Origin of the sequence: Mesorhizobium sp. M1252 (assembly GCF_040318265.1) — a bacterium.
Taxonomy (GTDB): domain Bacteria; phylum Pseudomonadota; class Alphaproteobacteria; order Rhizobiales; family Rhizobiaceae; genus Mesorhizobium.
Genome location: NZ_JAMYLX010000010.1, coordinates 1 through 20,834, shown reverse-complemented (window position 1 = coordinate 20,834; position 20,834 = coordinate 1). Strand labels below are relative to the sequence as shown.

The 20,834-nt window shown below is 63.8% G+C and carries 15 protein-coding genes; 10 read left to right on the top strand and 5 right to left on the bottom strand.

Annotated elements, in window-relative coordinates; all coding sequences use genetic code 11:
- The first annotated feature begins 98 nt into the window (after positions 1 to 98).
- Positions 99 to 989 carry a DMT family transporter gene (locus NKH22_RS20235; RefSeq protein WP_023822810.1) on the top strand — a complete coding sequence of 297 codons (891 nt, stop codon included), beginning with the start codon at positions 99 to 101 and terminating at the stop codon, positions 987 to 989.
- A gap of 85 nt (positions 990 to 1,074) precedes the next feature.
- Here the strand turns inward: NKH22_RS20235 and NKH22_RS20230 are convergent, their stop codons facing one another.
- The 4 genes from NKH22_RS20230 to NKH22_RS20215 form a co-directional block, all read right to left on the bottom strand.
- Entirely contained in the window at positions 1,075 to 1,407 is a 333-nt protein-coding gene (locus NKH22_RS20230) for an MmcQ/YjbR family DNA-binding protein (RefSeq protein ID WP_023822811.1), read from the bottom strand.
- Between the two features lie 23 nt (positions 1,408 to 1,430).
- On the bottom strand, positions 1,431 to 2,180 hold the full coding sequence (gene ubiG / locus NKH22_RS20225) for a bifunctional 2-polyprenyl-6-hydroxyphenol methylase/3-demethylubiquinol 3-O-methyltransferase UbiG (protein ID WP_023672976.1): 750 nt from the start codon (positions 2,178 to 2,180) through the stop codon (positions 1,431 to 1,433).
- Between the two features lie 85 nt (positions 2,181 to 2,265).
- Positions 2,266 to 2,565 (bottom strand): antibiotic biosynthesis monooxygenase family protein, encoded by a 300-nt coding sequence (locus tag NKH22_RS20220; protein WP_023822812.1) that lies wholly within the window; start codon positions 2,563 to 2,565, stop codon positions 2,266 to 2,268.
- Positions 2,562 to 4,403: a CHASE3 domain-containing protein gene (locus NKH22_RS20215; protein WP_502900306.1), complete on the bottom strand. Its 1,842-nt coding sequence runs from the start codon at positions 4,401 to 4,403 to the stop codon at positions 2,562 to 2,564. The genes NKH22_RS20220 and NKH22_RS20215 overlap by 4 nt, the downstream gene beginning before the upstream one ends.
- Positions 4,404 to 4,648: 245 nt before the next feature.
- On the opposite strand from NKH22_RS20215, the gene NKH22_RS20210 reads away from it, so the two are divergent.
- The 9 genes from NKH22_RS20210 to NKH22_RS20170 all read left to right on the top strand — a co-directional run bounded on the left by NKH22_RS20210 (position 4,649) and on the right by NKH22_RS20170 (position 18,230).
- The gene (locus NKH22_RS20210) at positions 4,649 to 5,902 is read left to right on the top strand and encodes an aspartate kinase (protein WP_023672973.1); all 1,254 of its coding nucleotides are present in this window, start codon (positions 4,649 to 4,651) and stop codon (positions 5,900 to 5,902) included.
- A gap of 83 nt (positions 5,903 to 5,985) precedes the next feature.
- Entirely contained in the window at positions 5,986 to 8,256 is a 2,271-nt protein-coding gene (gene ptsP, locus NKH22_RS20205; protein ID WP_023672972.1) for a phosphoenolpyruvate--protein phosphotransferase, read from the top strand.
- 8 nt (positions 8,257 to 8,264) lie between these two features.
- Complete coding sequence (gene prfA / locus NKH22_RS20200) at positions 8,265 to 9,344, top strand: peptide chain release factor 1 (protein ID WP_031198877.1); 1,080 nt, start codon at positions 8,265 to 8,267, stop codon at positions 9,342 to 9,344.
- Positions 9,337 to 10,215 carry a peptide chain release factor N(5)-glutamine methyltransferase gene (gene prmC, locus NKH22_RS20195; RefSeq protein ID WP_023712841.1) on the top strand — a complete coding sequence of 293 codons (879 nt, stop codon included), beginning with the start codon at positions 9,337 to 9,339 and terminating at the stop codon, positions 10,213 to 10,215. The genes prfA and prmC overlap by 8 nt, the downstream gene beginning before the upstream one ends.
- A gap of 304 nt (positions 10,216 to 10,519) precedes the next feature.
- Positions 10,520 to 11,515, top strand: a complete 996-nt coding sequence (locus tag NKH22_RS20190) for a DUF4167 domain-containing protein (RefSeq protein WP_352910727.1) — start codon at positions 10,520 to 10,522, stop codon at positions 11,513 to 11,515.
- A gap of 208 nt (positions 11,516 to 11,723) precedes the next feature.
- Positions 11,724 to 14,330 (top strand): ATP-dependent chaperone ClpB, encoded by a 2,607-nt coding sequence (clpB, locus tag NKH22_RS20185; protein WP_352910725.1) that lies wholly within the window; start codon positions 11,724 to 11,726, stop codon positions 14,328 to 14,330.
- Between the two features lie 71 nt (positions 14,331 to 14,401).
- Positions 14,402 to 14,758 carry an MmcQ/YjbR family DNA-binding protein gene (locus NKH22_RS20180; protein ID WP_023685771.1) on the top strand — a complete coding sequence of 119 codons (357 nt, stop codon included), beginning with the start codon at positions 14,402 to 14,404 and terminating at the stop codon, positions 14,756 to 14,758.
- Positions 14,759 to 15,050: 292 nt separating this feature from the next.
- The gene (locus NKH22_RS20175; protein ID WP_023822820.1) at positions 15,051 to 16,568 is read left to right on the top strand and encodes a L,D-transpeptidase family protein; all 1,518 of its coding nucleotides are present in this window, start codon (positions 15,051 to 15,053) and stop codon (positions 16,566 to 16,568) included.
- A 102-nt stretch (positions 16,569 to 16,670) separates the two neighbouring features.
- Complete coding sequence (locus NKH22_RS20170; RefSeq protein WP_023824674.1) at positions 16,671 to 18,230, top strand: MFS transporter; 1,560 nt, start codon at positions 16,671 to 16,673, stop codon at positions 18,228 to 18,230.
- 173 nt (positions 18,231 to 18,403) lie between these two features.
- On the opposite strand, the gene NKH22_RS20165 is transcribed toward NKH22_RS20170, so the two are convergent.
- Positions 18,404 to 20,374, bottom strand: coding sequence for a M23 family metallopeptidase (locus tag NKH22_RS20165; protein WP_023701439.1), 1,971 nt, complete (start codon positions 20,372 to 20,374; stop codon positions 18,404 to 18,406).
- Positions 20,375 to 20,834: the final 460 nt, after the last annotated feature.

Sequence of the window (20,834 nt, the reverse complement as noted above, 5' to 3'; positions counted from 1 at the left end):
TCTCACCGCTAAGTATCTTGACGTAAAGAATCTTTGTGGTATGCTACCTCAAGATACAGTTTCGACCCAGTGCCGCAAGTGAGTGACGGGACCATCCGATGAAATTTCTCTGGGAATCGGCGCTTGGCCTGCTGGTCGTCACCGGCGGCCTGCTCGGCCTGACCCTGCCGTTCGGCAAGCTGGCGACGGCTGCCGGCGTTCCGGCCATGGTCTGGGCCTTCGTCATCTCGTTCGGCGCCGGGGGCGTGCTGCTGTGCGCGTTGCTCGCGAACGGCGAGCGCATGCGGCTCACGTCGCACAGACTGCGCTATTTCTTCATCACCGCCGCCGTGTCCTACGCCGTGCCCAATCTGCTGATGTTTTCGGCTATCCCGCATCTCGGCGCCGGCTATACAGGCATCATGTTCACGCTGTCGCCGGTCATCACACTGGTGTTTTCGATCCTGCTCGGCGTTCGACGGCCAAATATGCTCGGCAGTATCGGTATCGCCGTCGGCTTCATCGGCGCCGTCATGGTGGCGGTGACGCGCGGCGAGGCCGGCCAGCCGGCCGATTTCTTCTGGGTGCTGGTCGGACTTTTGATCCCGGTCAGCCTTGCCGCCGGCAATATCTATCGCACCGTCGACTGGCCCGAAGGCACCGGTCCGATCGAACTGGCCGTCGGCAGCCACCTGGCCTCGGCGACGCTGCTGCTGATCGGCATTCTCGCGCTGTTCGGCGTCGGCGCTTTCGCCCCGCTCAGGGCCGTGCCGCTGGTTGTCGCGGCGCAAGTCGCTTCGGCCTCGGCGATGTTTGCCTTCTTCTTCCGGCTGCAGGCCGTGGGCGGTCCGGTCTATCTCAGCCAGATCGGCTATGTGGCGGCGGCCGTCGGCCTGTTTGCCGGAACCATCTTCCTCGGCGAGCACTACCAGTTGCTGACCTGGGCCGGCGCGGTGATCATCACCATCGGCGTGATCATCACCACCAAGGCGCAGAGCCAGAAGGCATAAGTTCTTTGTTTACGCAATTCCCTAGGCAAAGCGCTATGCGCTTTCCCGCGAAACCGCTTCACACTTTTCCTCGAACTGCTCAAGCTTAAATTTGGCTCGCGTCGAGGCGCTTCCGTAGCGCCGGCGGGGCGACGTTTCGCCAGGCCGTCCGAACTGCGCTGTGGAATGTCTGTTCGTCGCAGGCTTCGAGCATGATCGACGTCCATCCCTTTTGGCCCCAGCCGCCTGTCACGGGCCTGAAAACCGATGGCTCAGCCGCGGCCATCATCTCTTGCTGGTCGCGGTCGAGCTTGACGACAGCACGGTCGGCTTCGGGCAGAGAGACGAAGATACGGTTGCGGACGCGGAAGTCAGCCTTGCCGAAATGCGATTGCTCGACCGTTTCGGGAAGATCGAGCGCCAGCTCTCGGGCCCTCATAGTGTCCACGGCCGCCCCTTCGTTCAGACCGATCGTTTTTCCGCCAGCACCATATAGTTGACGTCCATGTCCTTGGAGCGTGCCCAGCGGTCGGCGAGAGGATTGTAGGTCACGCCGGTACGGTCGATGATGGTCATGGCGGCGCTGCCGAGCGCCTTTTCAAGCTCTTCAGGCCGCACCAGCTTGCCGAACTGGTGGGTGCCGCGCGGCAGCCAGCGCAGCACATATTCGGCGCCGATGATGGCCAGGCCCAGTGCCTTCAGCGTGCGGTTGATGGTGGCCACGAACATGATGCCGCCGGGCTTGACCATCTCGCCGCACTTGCCGATGAACAGGTCGACATCGGCAACATGCTCGACGACTTCCATGTTGAGGACGACGTCGAATTTCTCGCCGGAATCGGCCAAATCCTCAGCGGTCGTAGCGCGATAATCCACCGTCACGCCGCCTTCGGCCGCGTGCAGCTTCGCCACCTCGATGTTGGTTGCCGAGGCGTCGGCGCCGACCACTTCGGCTCCAAGCCTTGCCATCGGCTCGCACAACAATCCACCACCGCAGCCGATATCGAGGAAACGCAGGCCTTCGAACGGCCGCGCCGCCCGCGGATCGCGGCCGAAGCGCGCCGCCACCTGGTCCCGGATATAGGCCAGCCGGACCGGGTTGAATTTGTGCAGCGGACGGAATTTGCCGTTCGGGTTCCACCATTCGGCGGCAAGCGCGGAAAAGCGTTCCACTTCTCCGGCATCGATTGTCGATCGTCGGGCCTCTGGCATGGGGCGGGTCTCCTCGGACGCTAGGAAGTCGGGTGCCGGGGCAAGAAAGTCAAGGCCGGTTTTATGCGACTGCTGGCAAGTCGACCTAGGGCCTCGAGATCACAATCGCCGCATGTCCCATCTCAACACTCGCGGGATCGATGGCCCGCATCGCTTCGCAATCGCCGATCTCGGCCATGATGCGGCCCGCGGCGGCGAGAGCCTGCTCGCGACTTCGCCAGCGCACGACATCGACCCAGCTGCCATCGTCCCGCCGCGCCAGGCAGCGGTTTACGAAACCAGGTTGCCGCGCCAGCCAGTCGGCGACCAGGTTGTTGGCGGCGGCAAAGCCCGCTTCCGCTCCAGGCTTGAGGCGAAAGGTGACGATTTCCAGGGTCTCGGTCATTTTGCGTCCAGCACGTCGCGCAATTTCGCCGCCAGCTGCTCGATGGTGAAGGGCTTGGCCAGGAAATGCACGTCATGGTCGAGCACGCCATTGTGGACGACGGCGTTCCTGGTGAAGCCGGTGGTGAAGATCACCTTCAGCTTCGGCATGCGCGCCAGCGCCTCCTCCGCGAGCTTGCGGCCATTCATCACCGGCATGACGATATCGGTGAACATGAGCGCCACACCAGGGTTGTCGCCCAGCTTTTCCAGCGCTTCCTGGCCGCTTGCGGCATGAATGACGGTGTAGCCGAGTTCGCGCATGGCATCGGCGGTGGAAGCCCGCACGCGTGGATCGTCCTCCACGACAAGGATGGTTTCGGTGACCGGCACGGCAGGATTTCCGGCTCGTTCCGAAGATATGGCGGCCTCTTCCGGGCCGAAGAAGCGCGGCAGGTAGATCCTGATCGTGGTGCCTTGGCCGGGTTCCGAGTAAATCTTGACGTGTCCGCCGGACTGTTTGACGAAGCCGAACACTTGGCTCAGCCCGAGGCCGGTGCCCTTGTCGACCGGCTTGGTGGTGAAAAATGGCTCGAAAGCCCGCTCCATGACGTCCGCCGGCATGCCGGCGCCGGTGTCGCTGACCGCGATCATCACATACTGGCCGTCTTTGACCTCGGCATGGGTGGCGGCGTAGCTCTCGTCGAGGTGGCTGTTGGCGGTCTCGATGGTCATCTTGCCGTCCTCGCCCATGGCGTCGCGCGCATTGACCGCCAGATTGAGAATGGCATTTTCGAGCTGGCTCGGATCGGCATGGGTCTTCCACAGGCCGCCAGCCAGCACGGTTTCGATGCGGATGGTTTCGCCGAGCGCCCGCCGAAGCAGGTCCGACATGCCGGCGACCAGACGATTGGCGTCTACAACCTGAGGCGCGAGCGGCTGCTGGCGCGAGAAGGCAAGCAGCCGTGACGTCAAGTTTGCGGCCCGGGTCGCCGCATCGGTCGCCGCTTCGATGAATTTCATGATGTCGTGCTCGCCCCGCGTCAGCTTGCGCTGGGCGAGGTTCATGGCGCTGATGATCACCGCCAGCATGTTGTTGAAATCGTGGGCGATACCGCCGGTCAGCTGGCCCACAGCCTCCATCTTCTGCATCTGGCGGATCTGCGATTCGGCCTTTTCACGCGTCTGGATTTCGTTGCCGAGCTCGATGTTCTTGCGCATCAGCTCTTCCTGGGCGATCGCCACTGCGCGGAACCGGCGGCGCGAAAGGCGAACCGTGTAGGCGCCAAGCAGGAAGATCGCCAGCAGCGCCGCTATCGAGCCGATTCGCAGCCAGTTTTCGACCAGGTCGGTATGAGCGTCGCGCGCGGCGATGGCTGCGCCGCCAATGCGCCGGATCGTGTCCATGCTGGCCCGGATCTGGTCCATGGCGGCCTTGCCCTGGCCGCTGCGGACCAGTTCCAGAGCTTTTGCCGCATCGCCGCGATCGTAGAGTGCAATCGTCTCAGCCAATTCGGCCTGGTTTTGTGAAAGCGCGTCCTTGACGTGGTTGATCTGCTGCACGAGTTCGTCGTCGGGCGCGGTCATGCCGTCGATGTGGGCAAGCTGGCCCGGAATGGCGTCGACCGCCTGCCGATAAGGCTGGAGGTAGGATTTCTCGCCGGTCAGGAGATAGCCGCGCTGGCTGGTCTCGGCCTCCTGAGCCATCGTAAGCAAACCGGAAAGCAATTCCTGATACTCGACCGCCTGGCGCGCGGCCTCACGATTGGCTCTCTGGGTCTCGACCAGCACGGCGCGTGTGCCGACGATCAACGCCAGCACGGCGAAGCCGATGAACAGCGGCAGCGATTGCCACCGCATGGCGCGTCGAAGGCGAACAATCATTCGATATGCCGGACCAAAAGGAGTTTCCCGCGGGCAGCATTTGGTAAGCGGCGGCGGGGCCGAACGCAATATGCCGCGATCCTGAAGCCGGCATCCGCCGCCAGCCTTGCGAAACCGTGATCATTTGGCTAAGGAGGCGCGCATTCAGCGGCCGGCTTCTGTCGAGCGCTTACTTCCCCTTTCGGTCCTGGGCCGGCTTCAGTCAAAGGCATTTCGCTTCCATGGCGCGCATCGTGATGAAATTCGGCGGAACCTCCGTCGCCGACATCGCCCGCATCCGCAATGTGGCGCGTCACGTCAAACGCGAGGTCGATGCCGGCCATGAGGTCGCTGTCGTGGTTTCGGCGATGGCGGGCAAGACCAATGAACTGGTTGGCTGGACGCGCGAAGCCTCGCCCATGCACGACGCGCGCGAGTATGACGCCGTGGTCGCCTCGGGCGAGCAGGTGACTGCCGGCCTGCTGGCGATCACACTGCAGAATATGGGCGTCCATGCCCGCTCCTGGCAGGGCTGGCAGATCCCGATCAAGACCGACAACGCGCATGGCGCGGCGCGCATCCTCGAAATTGACGGCGCGTTCCTGATCAAGCGCTTCGGCGAGGGCCAGGTGGCTGTCGTCGCCGGCTTCCAGGGCATCGGCCCGGACAACCGCATCGCCACGCTCGGCCGCGGCGGCTCCGACACAAGCGCGGTGGCCATTGCCGCGGCGGTCAAGGCCGACCGCTGCGACATCTACACCGATGTCGACGGCGTCTACACCACCGATCCGCGCATCGAGCCGAAGGCGCGGCGGCTCAACAAGATTTCGTTCGAGGAAATGCTCGAAATGGCCTCGCTCGGCGCCAAGGTCTTGCAGGTGCGCTCGGTCGAGCTTGCCATGGTGCACAGGGTGCGTACGTTCGTGCGGTCGTCCTTCGACGATCCCGATGCGCCCGGAATGGGGGATTTGCTCAATCCTCCGGGAACGCTCATTTGCGACGAGGAAGAGATCGTGGAACAGCAGGTCGTCACCGGAATTGCCTACGCCAAGGACGAAGCGCAGATTTCTCTGCGCCGCGTCGGCGACCGCCCGGGCGTTGCCGCCGGCATTTTCGGCCCGCTGGCCGAGGCCAACATCAATGTCGACATGATCGTCCAGAACATCTCCGAGGACGGCAAGTTCACCGACATGACCTTCACCGTGCCGTCCGGCGACGTGGACAAGGCGTTGGCCGTGCTGGAGCGTCTGAAGGCTTCGATCGGCTATGACGTGGTGCAGTCGGAAGCCGGCATGTCGAAGGTTTCGGTCATCGGCATCGGCATGCGCAGCCATGCCGGTGTGGCCGCCACCGCTTTCAAGGCGCTGGCCGACAAGGCGATCAACATCCGCGCCATCACTACCTCCGAGATCAAGATTTCGATACTGATTGACGGTCCCTACACGGAACTCGCGGTTCGTACTTTGCATTCCGTGTACGGTCTGGATAAGCAGTAGCGAGAGCGATTTGAGTTGTTGCGTGTGCGCCGGTCGCAGTGGAAACTGCGGCGGGCAAAATGCCCATTGGAGAAGAAGCCGCGATGCGTGATACGGCCAGCGGCCCGCGCGTTCTGCTGAAACGGCTCCGCGAGCTCATGCAGGAGCCGCTGGAGCCGCAGGAGCGGCTCGACCGGATCGTGCGCGACATCGCCTCCAACATGGTCGCCGAGGTCTGCTCGCTCTATGTGCTGCGCGCCGATTCGGTGCTCGAACTCTATGCCACGGAAGGTCTGAACCCGAACGCCGTCCATTTGGCGCAACTGCGGCTGGGGCAGGGCCTCGTCGGCACCATTGCCGCGAGCGCGCGGCCGCTCAACCTCTCCAATGCACAGGAACATCCGGCCTTCGCCTACCTGCCGGAGACGGGCGAAGAGATCTACAATTCCTTCCTCGGCGTGCCGGTACTAAGGGCAGGGCGCACGCTGGGCGTGCTGGTGGTGCAGAACAAGACCATGCGCCACTACCGCGACGACGAGGTCGAGGCGCTGGAAACGACCGCCATGGTGATCGCCGAGATGATCGCCACCGGTGATCTCGCTCGCCTGACCCGGCCCGGCCTCGAACTCGATCTGCGCCGTCCCGTCAGCTTTACCGGCCTGTCCTTCAACGAGGGCGTCGGCCTCGGCCATGTCGTGCTGCATGAGCCACGCATCGTCGTCACCAATCTGTTCAACGAGGACAGTGAGGAAGAGGTGCGCCGGCTGGAGACGTCGCTCGGTTCGCTCAGGCTTTCTATCGACGACATGCTGGAGCGGCGCGATGTCGCCTTCGAGGGCGAACATCGCGAGGTGCTCGAAGCGTATCGCATGTTTGCCAACGACCGCGGCTGGGTGCGCCGGCTGGAAGAGGCGATCCGCAACGGCCTGACGGCGGAAGCGGCGGTGGAAAAGGTCCAAAGCGACATGCGCGCCCGCATGCTGCACATGACCGATCCTTATTTGCGCGAGAGGATGAGCGACTTCGACGATCTCGCCAACCGGCTGCTGCGTCAGCTGATGGGGCGCGGGCCTGACGACGTCGCGGCGTCACTGCCGAAGGATGCCATCCTGGTCGCGCGCTCGATGGGCGCGGCCGAACTGCTTGATTATCCCAGGGACAAGCTGCGCGGCGTGGTGCTGGAAGACGGCGCTGCCACCAGCCATGTCGTCATCGTCGCGCGCGCCATGGGCATTCCGGTCGCCGGCCAGATGAAGGGCGCCGTTTCCATGGCGGAAAACGGCGATGCCATCATCGTCGACGGCGAGGAAGGGACCATCCATCTGCGGCCGCAGCCGGACCTCGAAGCCGCCTATGCCGAAAAAGTGCGCTTCCGGGCGCGCCGGCAGGAAGTCTACCGGGAATTGCGCAAGAAGCCGTCGGTGACCAAGGACGGCGTCCAGGTCGACCTGCTGATGAATGCGGGCCTGGCCGTCGATCTGCCGCAACTGGCCGAGGCGGGCGCCGCCGGCATCGGCCTGTTCCGCACCGAATTGCAGTTCATGGTCGCCTCGACCTTCCCGCGTGCCGAGGCGCAGGAGCGGCTCTACCGCGACGTGCTGGACGCGGCGCGCGGCAAGCCGGTCACCTTCCGCACCATCGACATCGGCGGCGACAAGGTGCTGCCCTACTTCAAGGGCGCTGTCCAGGAAGAAAACCCTGCGCTCGGCTGGCGCGCGATCAGGCTGACGCTCGACCGGCCGGGTCTGCTCAGGACCCAGATCCGCGCTCTGCTGAAGGCCTGCGGCGGGCGCGAACTGAAGCTGATGCTGCCGATGGTTACCGAACTCGGCGAAATCGCCCAGGCGCGCGAGATCATCGACCGCGAAGTGCGGCATCTCTCCCGCTTTGCCCACCATCTGCCGACCAGCCTCAAGGTGGGCGCCATGCTGGAAGTGCCGTCGCTGCTGTTCCAGCTCGACGAGTTGATGAAGGCGGTCGATTTCGTCTCGGTCGGCTCCAACGACCTGTTCCAGTTCGTCATGGCGGTCGATCGGGGGAACACGCAGCTCTCCGACCGCTTCGACACGCTGTCGACGCCGTTCCTGCGGGTTCTGAAGCAGATCGCCGACGCCGGGGTTCGCAACCACACGCCGGTGACGCTGTGCGGCGAGCTTGCCGGAAAACCCATTTCCGCCATGGCGCTGATCGGCCTCGGCTACCGCTCGATCTCGATGTCTCCAGCCTCGATCGGCCCGGTCAAGGCGATGTTGACCGAACTGCCACTGGAGGAATTGGAGGCTTTCTTTGCCGACAATCTGATGGCGCCAGCTCAAGGGCTGCCGATGCGGGCGCTGCTGCAGGCCTTCGCCGACGACCGCTCCATCCCGCTATAGCATTAGCCATGGTCAATCTTCCCCGCGAGCGTATGGATCAGGTCGTCAAGCGTTTCGAGATGCTCGAAGCGCAGATGTCGGCCGGCCCGGCGGCCGATGCCTATGTGAAGATGGCCTCGGAATATGCCGAGCTGCAGGACATGGTGGCCAAGGTCAGGGAACTGCGCTCAGTCGAGCGCGAGCAAGCCGACCTCGAGGCGATGCTTGCCGACAAGGGCACCGATGCCGAGATGCGGGCCCTGGCGGAGGCAGATCTGCCCGGCGTCGAAGGGCGTATCGAAGAGCTGCAGAAGGACATCCAGATCCTGCTGTTGCCCAAGGATGCGGCCGACGACAAGAACGCCATCCTTGAAATCCGCGCCGGCACCGGCGGCGACGAGGCGGCATTGTTTGCCGGCGACCTTTTTCGCATGTATGAGCGCTATGCCGCCGAACGCGGCTGGCGCTTCGAGACGGTGTCGGCCAGCGACGGCGATGCCGGCGGCTTCAAGGAAATCATCGCCACCATTTCCGGTAGGGGAGTCTTTGCCCATCTGAAATTTGAATCCGGCGTGCACCGCGTGCAGCGCGTGCCGGCGACCGAGGCCAGCGGGCGCATCCACACTTCGGCGGCGACGGTGGCCGTACTGCCGGAGGCCGAAGAGGTCGACATCGACATTCGCGCCGAAGACATCCGGATCGACACGATGCGCGCCTCGGGTTCGGGCGGCCAGCACGTCAACACCACCGATTCTGCGGTGCGCATCACCCATTTGCCGACCGGTATCATGGTGGTGCAGGCGGAGAAGTCGCAGCATCAGAACCGGGCGAAAGCCATGCAGATCCTGCGTGCGCGGCTTTACGACCTCGAGCGCAGCAAGGCAGACGAGGAGCGCTCGGAGTCACGCAAATCGCAGGTTGGTTCGGGCGACCGTTCGGAGCGCATCCGCACCTACAATTTCCCGCAGGGCCGCCTTACCGACCATCGTATCAACCTGACGCTCTACAAGCTCGACCGGGTGATGATGGGCGAGCTCGACGAGGTCATCAATGCGCTGATCGCCGACCATCAGTCGAAGCTGCTCGCCGATATCGGCCTCGATGGCTGACATGTTGCCCGGCGCGCTCGGGCCGTTGTTGCGGGCGGCGCGGGAGCGGCTTGCCGCGGCCGGCCTTTCCGACCCGGCGCTGGATGCCAGGCTGATCGTCGAACATTTTTCCGGCACGGACCGTACGCAGGCGATCGCCGACCCGCAACGGACGGTCGATGCGGGTGCGGTTGCCGCAATCGGCGCTGCTCTGCAGCGCCGCATGGCCGGCGAACCGGTGCACCGCATCCTCGGGTTTCGCGAGTTTTACGGCCTGCGGCTGTCGCTGTCGCCGGAAACGCTGGAGCCGCGGCCGGACACCGAAACGCTGGTCGAGGCGATCCTGCCTTTTGCCGGCGCGACGGCCAAAAGGCTGGGGGAATGCCGTATCCTCGATCTCGGCACCGGTACCGGCGCGATTGCGCTGGCGCTGCTCAGCGCGGTTCCGGCCGCGACCGCCACCGGGGTCGATATTTCACAAGACGCGCTGGCAACCGCGATACGCAATGCCGAGCAACTCGGACTCGCCGGCCGGTTCGTGGGGCTGCAGTCCGACTGGTTCGAAAAAGTTTCGGGCCGATACCATGTAATTGCCGCAAACCCTCCCTATATATCGTCTGGAGACATTGGAAATCTGCAGGACGAGGTCCGCGATTTCGATCCGCACAGAGCCCTTGATGGCGGTGTGGACGGTCTTGGCCCCTACAGGATCATCGCCGCCGAGGCGGCAAAGTTTCTGGAAGCAGAAGGCAAGATAGCGGTCGAGATCGGCCACACGCAGCGCAATGAGGTCAAAGACATATTCGCGGCAGCCGGCTACAGGCTGGCCGGGGCATTTGTCGATCTTGGCGGAAACGACAGGGTTCTTATGTTTGAACAGGGAAAGCCTTGACGCAGTGCAAAAAAGCGCTTGGCAATGCCGGGGAATGCGGCTAGGGTCCGCCCTAACCGGATGAGACGAAGCAGGCAGTGCTCTTAGCGATTCGGTTTTCCTTGGAAATAGCTGCCTTCTTGCGCAAACGACGCCCAAGCTTCGTGCGGGAATCGTCCGGCAAGTGATGTAACCGGAACAGGATGACACGTGGCGCCAACGCAATTGATGCGGGCGAACGCCGGTGAAGAAACGAAACGGCTGGCTGCATGAGCGCCTCCGTTCGCGAAACGTTTTTCGAAAATTTCAAAATGAAGAGAGTCTTATGAGGCCACAACAGCAGAACAGGCGCATGCGCGGTCGCAACAACAATGGCGGCGGCGGTGGCAACAACAATAACAACAACAACAACCGCAAGGGCCCAAATCCCCTGACGCGCAACTACGAGAGCAACGGCCCGGACGTGAAAATCCGTGGATCGGCTCAGCAGATCGCCGAAAAATACGCCACTCTGGCCCGTGATGCGCAAAGCGCCGGCGACCGGGTTATGGCGGAAAATTACCTCCAGCACGCCGAGCACTACAACCGCATCATTGCCGCCGCACAGGCGCAGATGCCGATCCAGAATGCCCCGCAGAACCGCGACGAATTCGACGACGATGAAGATCGCGACGATTTTGACAATGCCGGCAGCGGCAATGGCGGCGAGACTCAAGCGCCGATGGCGAACCACGGCAACGGTCCGCAGCCGACGATTGAGGGCACGCCGGCCGAACTCGCATACGGCCAGGAAAACGGCCGCGAGAACAACAGTGGCCGTGATAATAATGGCCGTGACAATAATGGCCGCAACAACAACGGCCGCGACAACAATGGCCGCAACCGTGACCGCCGCCCCAATGGCGGCTATGGCCAGAACGACCAGCGTGGCGACTTTGCCCAGCGTGGCGAGCAGAACGGCCAGCGCGGCGACCAGCAGCGCTTCACCGAAACCCCGGCACAGGCGGAAACCGTTTCCGCCGTTGAGCCCGAAGCCGAGAGCGGTTTCTCCGAGCCGGCGCCGCTGTACGAAAACCTGTCGCCGGCGGCTCTTGCCGCCCGGGCCGAACTCAATGAGGCAGCCACCGAGAGCGGCGCTGCCCGTCGCCCGCGGCGTCCGCGCCGCCCGCGCAACAATGCCGATCAGGTCGGTGACGAACAGTCTGGTGGTGGCCAGGTGGTGGATGGCCCCGGCGAGACCGCTGCCGCTGTTGACGTGATGGATGCGGCGCCGGCCGAAAGCCCTGCCGGCGACCCGTTCGCCGTCGACGCCAACAACTGACCCACAAGACATAAGTCGATGAAACGGCGGAGAGAAATCTCCGCCGTTTTCGTTTGCTCGGCCATGCAATATCATCAGCCGGACGTCTTGAGCGGCAATGGCTTGCGCCCCATATCTGGCGTGAACTGGACCCGGCTCGGATGAGCGGGCCCGTCACCGCAATCTGATCCGGTGCCGCAAAGCGGGCCGGTGATGGAAGGAGACAGAAATGAACCTCGAGAAATACTCCGAGCGCGTCCGCGGATTCATCCAGTCCGCCCAGACCATGGCGCTCTCGCGCAATCACCAGCAATTCACTCCCGAACATATGCTGAAGGTCCTCGTCGATGACGATGAGGGGCTGGCCGCCTCGCTGATCGAGCGCGCCGGCGGCAACGTGCGCGACGTCAAGCTTGGCGTCGAGACCGCCCTTGAGGCCATGCCGAAGGTGGAAGGCGGCAACGGCCAGCTTTATCTGGCGCAGCCGCTGGCCAAGGTGTTTTCGACCGCCGAGGAATTGGCCAAGAAAGCCGGCGACAGTTTTGTCACGGTCGAGCGGCTGCTGCAGGCGCTGGCGATGGAGAAGTCGGCCAAGACGGCCGATATCCTGTCCAAGGCCGGCGTCACAGCGCAGGCGCTGAACCAGGTGATCAACGACGTCCGCAAGGGCCGTACCGCCGATTCGGCGAGCGCCGAGCAGGGCTATGACGCGCTGAAGAAATACGCGCGCGACCTCACCGCCGATGCCCGCGCCGGCAAGCTCGACCCTGTGATTGGCCGTGACGACGAGATCCGCCGCACCATCCAGGTGCTGTCGCGGCGTACCAAGAACAACCCGGTGCTGATCGGCGAGCCGGGCGTCGGCAAAACGGCGATCGCCGAAGGTCTGGCGCTGCGCATCGTCAATGGCGACGTGCCCGAATCGCTGAAGGACAAGCAGTTGATGGCGCTCGACATGGGCGCGCTGATTGCCGGCGCCAAATATCGCGGCGAGTTCGAGGAGCGGCTGAAGGCCGTGCTCAACGAAGTCACCTCGGCGGCCGGCGGCATCATCCTGTTCATCGACGAGATGCACACGCTGGTCGGCGCCGGCAAGGCCGATGGCGCCATGGACGCTTCGAACCTGTTGAAGCCGGCGCTGGCGCGCGGCGAACTGCACTGCGTCGGCGCGACCACGCTCGATGAATACAGGAAGCATGTCGAGAAGGACGCGGCCCTTGCCCGCCGGTTCCAGCCGGTCTTCGTCAACGAGCCGTCGGTGGAAGACACCGTGTCGATCCTGCGTGGCCTGAAGGAGAAGTACGAGCAGCACCACAAGGTGCGCATCTCGGATTCGGCGCTGGTCGCGGCGGCGACCTTGTCCAACCGCTACATCGCCGACCGTTTCCTGCCGGACAAGGCGATCGACCTTGTCGACGAAGCCGCGTCGCGGCTGAGGATGCAGGTCGATTCCAAGCCCGAGGCGCTGGACGAAATCGATCGCCGCATCATGCAGCTCAAGATCGAGCGCGAGGCACTGAAGGTCGAGAAGGACGAGGCGTCAAAGGACCGGCTCGCGCGTCTCGAAAAGGAACTCGTCGGCCTCGAGGAGGAATCGACCGAGATCACCGCCAAATGGCAGTCGGAGAAGCAGAAGCTTGGCCTCGCCGCTGACCTCAAGAAGCAGCTCGACGCGGCCCGCAACGACCTCGCCATTGCCCAGCGCAAGGGTGAATTCCAGCGCGCCGGCGAGCTTGCCTATGGCAAGATCCCGGAACTGGAAAAGAAGCTGAAGGAAGCCGAAGCCCAGGACGGCAAGGCCGGCATGGTCGAAGAGGTGGTCACGCCCGACCACGTCGCCCATATCGTGTCGCGTTGGACCGGCATTCCGGTCGACAAGATGCTGCAGGGCGAGCGCGACAAGCTGCTGCGCATGGAAGACGAGATCGGCAAGCGAGTCGTCGGCCAGGGCGAAGCGGTACAGGCGGTGTCCAAGGCCGTGCGTCGTGCCCGGGCCGGGCTGCAGGATCCGAACCGGCCGATCGGCTCGTTCATGTTCCTCGGACCGACCGGCGTCGGCAAGACCGAACTGACCAAGGCGCTGGCCAATTTCCTGTTCGAGGACGAGAGCGCCATGGTGCGCATCGACATGTCGGAATACATGGAGAAGCACTCGGTCGCCCGGCTGATCGGAGCGCCTCCCGGTTATGTCGGCTATGAGGAAGGCGGTGCGCTGACCGAAGCGGTGCGGCGCCGGCCCTATCAGGTTGTGCTGTTCGACGAGATCGAGAAGGCGCATCCGGATGTCTTCAACGTGCTGTTGCAGGTGCTCGACGACGGGCGGCTGACCGACGGGCAGGGCCGCACGGTCGACTTCCGCAACACGCTGATCGTCATGACGTCGAACCTCGGCGCCGAATATCTGGTCAATCTCGGCGAAGAGCAGGACGTCGATGCCGTGCGCGACGAGGTTATGAGCGTGGTGAGAGCCTCGTTCAGGCCGGAGTTCCTCAACCGCGTCGACGAGGTGATCCTGTTCCACCGGCTGCGCCGGCAGGATATGGGCCGCATCGTCGAGATCCAGCTCAAGCGGCTGGAAAGCCTGCTCGCCGACCGCAAGATCACACTGTCGCTCGACCAGGATTCGATCGACTGGCTGGCGGCGAAGGGCTACGACCCGGCCTATGGCGCGCGGCCGCTGAAGCGGGTGATGCAGAAGGACCTGCAAGATCCGCTGGCGGAAAAAATCCTGCTTGGCGAGATACTCGACGGCTCGACCGTCAAGGTCACCGCCGGCTCCGACCGGTTGAATTTCCGGTCCAGGCCCACTGTGGTGCCGACCGACGCGGCAGCCTGATCCAACGCCGCGCGTCCGACCGGACGCGCGGCATTTTCTTATGAAACAACAATCCTTTGACGGGGGTGCAGATGACGCTGGACGACTACAACAGCTTCTGCGCCTCGCTGCCGCAGACGACGCATGTCGTGCAGTGGGGCGGGGCCGATGTCTGGAAAGTCGGTGGCAAGGTCTTCACCATCGCCGGCCATGACCGGGAGGGTGGCGTCTTCGTCACCTTCAAATGCTCTGAAATGGCTTATGACGTGCTGAAGGATCAGCCCGGCTGCCGGCCGGCGCCCTATCTCGCCTCGCGCGGCATGAAATGGATCCAGCGTCAGACAAGCCAGAGCATGGATGATGATGCGCTGAAGGACTATCTCGGCGAAAGCCACCGCCTCGTCGTCCTCAAGCTGACGAAGCAGACGCGCAAGGAATTGGGCCTGTAGCAACCAGTAATCCGCCATCTTCATGCCCGGTTCATGTTGGAAAGCTTATGTTGTGGTTTGCTGGCGAAGGGGTTTGCCTGCAGGCTTTTGACGATCAGGGCGTTCCTTGCGCATCCAAACGGTGGCGAGAACGTTCTGGTGGGAACACTGCCGGGCGGCGGCAATTACGCATGACCCCGAAAATCGAAATTCGATTTTCGGAAAGGATCATGCGCAGACATGAAGTGTTACAGCGTCCTTTGCGCGTCCAAACGGACGCGCGGCGCTGTAAGTACCGGAGAGTTTGACCACCATGTTCCGCACGATCCTTGCCTTTTCGGTGCTCGCCGCCGGGCTGCTCACGTCCAGCGCCATGGCATCGCCGACTGTGGACAACGCACTGCCGGCCGTCCGCGCCGCCGATAGCGGCGGCATTGTGCTTGCCCAGGACGGCAATCTCGACATCTATTACGACGCCAGGGGCAACCGCGTCATCGTCGATGCCGAGACCGGCAAGGTCATCGCCATCCAGCCGCCGCAGACCAGGCTCGACCGCCGCGCGCTGCGCCGGGAAATGCGGGCACGTGAGCTTGGACGCGCACCGGTCGAAGACGACGACCGCTACTATCTCGACGATCCCGAAGACATGGCGCGTTTCCGCCGCAGGCAACTGGACGATCAGGGACGAATCCCCGGCCCGCCGGTTGATGAATACGATCCTGAAAGCGACAGATTCCTGGGGGCCGCTCCGCAGGATGATGCCAATGACAGCGACACCTATCCGGAAGCGCCGAAATCCGCTGAACCGCGGCCCGTCAAGCGCAAGCCGCTGAACGAAGCCTCTATCGATCCCGCCGAACCGGCGGCGCCCGCCGACCAGGGCGCGCTGCCGCCGAAAGCCGGTGGCAAGACCGTGGTCGATCCCTCGCTTTCACTCGGCGCACGCCAGGATGTAGCCGCCTTGCAGGTGCTGCTCGACCGCGCCGGCGCTTCACCCGGCGTCGTCGACGGGCGCTTCGGCTCCAATGTCGACAAGGCGCTTGCCGCCTACAACCAGATCACCGGCAGCAATCTGCGCTCGACCGACGCGGTCGGCATCCAGGCTGCGCTGGCGCAAACCGGTGGCGATGCTTTCGCCAATTATACGATCACGCCCGAGGACGCGGCCGGGCCTTATGTCGCCTCGATACCGGAAGATTACAGCCAGAAGGCGCAGCTCGACCGCATGGCTTACACCTCCGTCACCGAAGCCTTGGCCGAACGGTTCCACATGGACGAGAACTACCTGAAGGGGCTCAATCCCGAGGCCGACTTCAGCCGTCCCGGCACCATCATCAAGGTCGCCAATTTCGGCAGGCTGGTGGCGACGCCGGTTGCCCGCATCGTCGCCGACAAGGACAAGAAGCAGGTGTTCGCCTACGATGCCGGTGGCAAGCTGGTCGCGGCCTATCCGGCCACCATCGGTTCAGCCGACACGCCCTCGCCGACCGGCACCCATACGGTGTCGCGCGTCGCGCTCGATCCGAACTACACCTACAACCCCAGCATCAATTTCAAGCAGGGCCAGAACGACAAGATCCTGACCATCCCCCCGGGTCCGAACGGCCCGGTCGGCTCGGTGTGGATCGCGCTGGACAAGCCGACCTATGGCATTCACGGCACGCCCGATCCCTCCAAGATAGGCAAGACCGAAAGCCATGGCTGCGTGCGCCTGACAAATTGGGATGCGCGCGAGCTGGCCAAGCTGGTGTCGCCGGGCGTCACCGTCGAGTTCGTCGGCGGTCCCTCGGCCGATGATGTTGCGGAGCAAGCGAGCGCTCCAGCGCAGTGATGTCGGCCTGCCCACAAGGCAGACCGATATCCAAAGCTGGATTCATGAGCGCAGGGCGCTGGCCGGTTGTTGCCGGCCCGCAACAAGTCTAAGCAGACGCTCATGAAGTCTCCGAGCGAAGCCGCAGCCGTTCCCCTGACCAGGTCGCTTTCTAACGGTACATTTTGCCCGCAGTCGCAGCGCAAGTTCGTGCTGGTAGCGGCGATCCTGGCGTCAGCGCTCGGCTTCATCGACGGGTCGATCCTGGCCATTGCCATGCCGGCAATGCGCGTCGACCTCGGCGCCAGCCTGGCCGAGGTCCAGTGGATTTCCAACGCCTATGCGCTGACGCTGTCGGCGCTGATTCTGGCCGGCGGCGCCGCCGGCGACCGGTTTGGCCTCAGGCGCGCCTTCGTTGCCGGCATTGCGCTGTTCATCGTCGCTTCGCTGGCCTGCGCGGTGGCGCCGAATGCGCTGGTGCTCATCGCCTTTCGCGCCATTCAGGGCATTGGTGCGGCGATCATGGTGCCGGGCAGCCTCGCCATCATCGCCAAGGCCTATCCGAAGAAGGAGCGCGGCCGGGCGATCGGCATCTGGGCCGCCGCCTCGGCGCTGACGACTGCGCTCGGTCCGGTGCTCGGCGGCTTCGTTCTGTCGGCCTTTGGCGGCGGTATCTGGCGGGCGATCTTCGCCGTCAACCTGCCGCTCGGGCTGATCTCGATCTATCTCCTGCTGGCCAAGATTCCCGCCGACGCCCCGACGGAGAAGCGAAGCCTCGATCTCGGCGGCGCCGCTCTCGCCACGCTTGCCTTCGGGGCGCTTGCCTACGGACTGACCTCGATGAGCGCCGAAGGCAGCGGGCTGATGTCGCGGCCGAGCATCGCCGCAGGCGCCGTGCTGCTTATCATCTTCATCGTCTTCGAGCTTCGGCAGCGCGAGCCGATGATCGATCTCAAGCTGTTTCGGATCGGCGCCTTTGCCGGCGCCAACCTCGCCACCTTCTTCCTGTATTTCGCCCTGTCGGCCAATCTGTTCTACCTGCCGATGCTGTTGATCGCCGGATGGGGGCTGAGCACCAAAGAGGTCGGTTTCATCTTCCTGCCGCTGTCGGCGTCGATCGCGCTGCTGTCGGGTCTCGTCGGCCAGTGGTCGGATCGCATCGGTCCGCGTTTTCCGATCGCCAGCGGCTGCCTGGTAGTTGCCATCGCCTTTGCCGGGCTGGCTTTGCTCACTCATGCCGGCATGCACAATTTCTGGACCGGTATCTTTCCGCTGATGGCCGTGATGGGGCTCGGCATGGCGCTGGTGGTGTCGCCGCTGTCGACGGCGGTCATGACCGCGGTCGAGGACAAGGATACCGGCGCCGCTTCCGGCATCAACAATGCGGTTTCGCGCATTGGCGGGCTGATTGCTGTGGCGGCGATGGGCTCGCTCGCGGCCTGGGTCTATTCGACGATGCTCGATACCAGCGTCAGGCCGGGCATTCCGGGGTTCGGAGAACCGGCATTGGCCGGCCTGGCGCCAGACCTTGATGCAACACGGCTCGCCGCCAGCGATGCGGCGTTCGCGGCCGTGTCGACAGTGACGGCCGTGCTTTGCCTCCTTGCCGCTGTTATCGCCTGGGCCACCGTTTCGGGGCAAAAGCTGCCTTGGTCACGAGCCGAAGAGGAGCAGTCGACCTGATTCGGAGCCGACCCGATTCGGAATGCTCTGATGGGGCGATTATGATTCGCCGGCGTCGAGTGTGACGGCTTAAAGCGCGTCGCGCTGAAACGGATTCATACGACGCGCTTTAAGTGTTTGTTTTGAGGCATGTCGTTGTCCCAGAACCGCGGCACACTTCTGGGCGACATGCATTAGCCTTCGATCTTGGCGCTCGCGACCTTCAGCGGATTGCTGTCTTCCTGCTTGAGCAGTTCATCGATGCGCTCGCGCTCGCGCTTGAAAGCGACCAGGTCGTCGCCCTTCAGCACCTTGCCGACCGGCAGGCGCACGCGCATCGGGTCGACCTTGGTGCCGTTGACGATCAGCTCGTAGTGAAGATGCGGACCGGTGGAGAGGCCGGTCTGACCGAGGAAGCCGATGGTCTGGCCCTGGCGGACATGAACGCCCGGTTCGATGCCTTTGGCAAAGGCGCTCTGGTGATTGTAGGAGGTCTCGTAGCCATTGGCATGGCGGATGATGATCTGCTTGCCGTAGCCGCCGGCCCAGCCGGCCTTTTCGATGGTGCCGTTGCCGGCGGCGATGATCGGCGTTCCGATCGGCGCCGCCCAGTCGACGCCGGTATGCATGCGGACATAACCGAGGATCGGATGCCGGCGGGCGCCGAAGCCGGAGCGGAATTTCCCGGCCGGCAGGGGATTGCGCAGCAGGAACTGCTCGGCGCTCGATCCGTCCTCGTCGAAATAGTCGGTCGAGCCGTCCTGCATCTGGAAGCGGTAGAAATTGCGTGTCTGGCCGCCGAAGGTCGACGAGACATAGAGCAGTTCCGATTCGTCGGAGGCCTGGTCGTCGCCGTCCGGCTGCGAGAACAGCACGTCGATGCGGTCCGATGGATTGAGCCTGGACTGGAAGTCGACGCCGGAGGCCAGGAGCTTGACCAATTGCTGGGTCAGCTTCTTCGACATGCCATAGGAATAGGCGGCGCGGTAGATGCCGTCATAGACGTTCGGCAGATTGCCGCGCACCACCACCGGCGCCGACGAATCATCGAACGCGGTCAGCAATTCGGGGTTCGGCTCCGGTTCCTGCGCCGGCACATACTGGCCGCGGTCGTCGAGCGCGATGGTGACGATGTGCGTTGTCTTGTCATAGACGCTGGTGCGAACGACCTTGGCGGCGTCGCCATGTACCTCGAGCCCGACGCGCAGCACGGTTCCGGTCTTCAGCGCCGGTGCGTTGAGCAGCTTGCCGATCGCCTCCGCCATGCCGGTGGCGTCATCGCCCGTATAGCCCGAATCAGCGAAAGCCTCGGCAATGTCGCGGTCCCTGGTGAAGGGAATGATTTCCTCGGCGAAAGCCGGGGTCTGGTCGTCGAGCGCGACGCGCGGCGCCACCGAGACGTTTTCCGGCACGATCTTGACGTCGTAGGAGCCGGCCATCGATTCGGCGAAGGCATCGCCGAATCGCTGCGGGTCGACATAATGCAGGGAGGCGACCTGCACGGCGCCGTCGCTGAGGTCGGTGCCGGCTTCGCGCACCACTTTTTCAACCTCGTCGGCGGACAGGTCGCTTTTTTCGTCGAAGGAGGCCGTCTCAACCGGGAAATCGACCGTCTTGAGGCTCATCTCGCTTTCGACCTTGGCGCCGTAGATCTGGCCGCCAACTGCGGAGGCCGTCGCCGGCTGCGCCGGCGTCGAGTCGCCATCGTCGCCGAACACCTGCATCGGGTCGAAAGGCGGATAGGCGCGGTTGGTGGTGTGGCCGGCTGCCAGCGCCATCTTGATCTGCACGAACGGCATGGTGTGGATAACGTCGCGGTCGCCGACCTTGGTCACCATCGACACTTCCATGCGCCGGCGGTCCTTGGCCTTGGCGATCTGGCGCGGCGCCACCAGCCTGGTGGTCTTGGCGACCTCGCCGGAATCGCCGCCGCTTTCGAGCTGGGCCAGTTCGGCGATTTCGGGCGGGGTTGCCAGCTGCTGGCGGCCGTCAAGGGCGGCAAACAACGCCACGCCCATCAGCACACTCGAGGTCACGCCGGTAAGAAAGGTGCCCGACAGCCAGCGCGCCGAAACCTCGCGCCGGTCGGGCGGGCCGCTGCGGCCATCCGCGATCAGCGGCGGCTCATTGCCGAGTTCGGCTATGACATCTTCCGTGTCTGGCATCCAGAAAGGCTGCTTCTTCCCCGGGCGGAACGGCTTTTCGCTTCTGTTGGGCCATGACATTTGCCTGTCACGGCGAGTGAAGTCAACGAAGCGGCGAAATCCCCACGCACACGCTCTGTTTTACAGCCCCTTACAGAGAGGCGACTTTATCCTCTTATAGGAGCCTCCTAAATCCTCTTGTAGGAGGGTCCGAACCGGTGATGCGCAGACCCCGCTTTGGCTCTTATAGGAAGGCACCTTGCGGGCCGCGCCGAGCCCTTCTTTGTTGGCCTTGGTGTCGAACGGCAATGCGGCGGCAATAGGGCTCCTTTTTGGCAACGCCAATGTTCCCTTGGGGCAGTCCGCCGGCGCCAAAACTTCTGTCGCAAAAAGTTCAAAAACATCGTCGATGACTGTTGACAGTTCTGGTTGGTGGCGACTATATACGCCTCACGAACGAGGGCGGTGCGCCGCTGGCGGC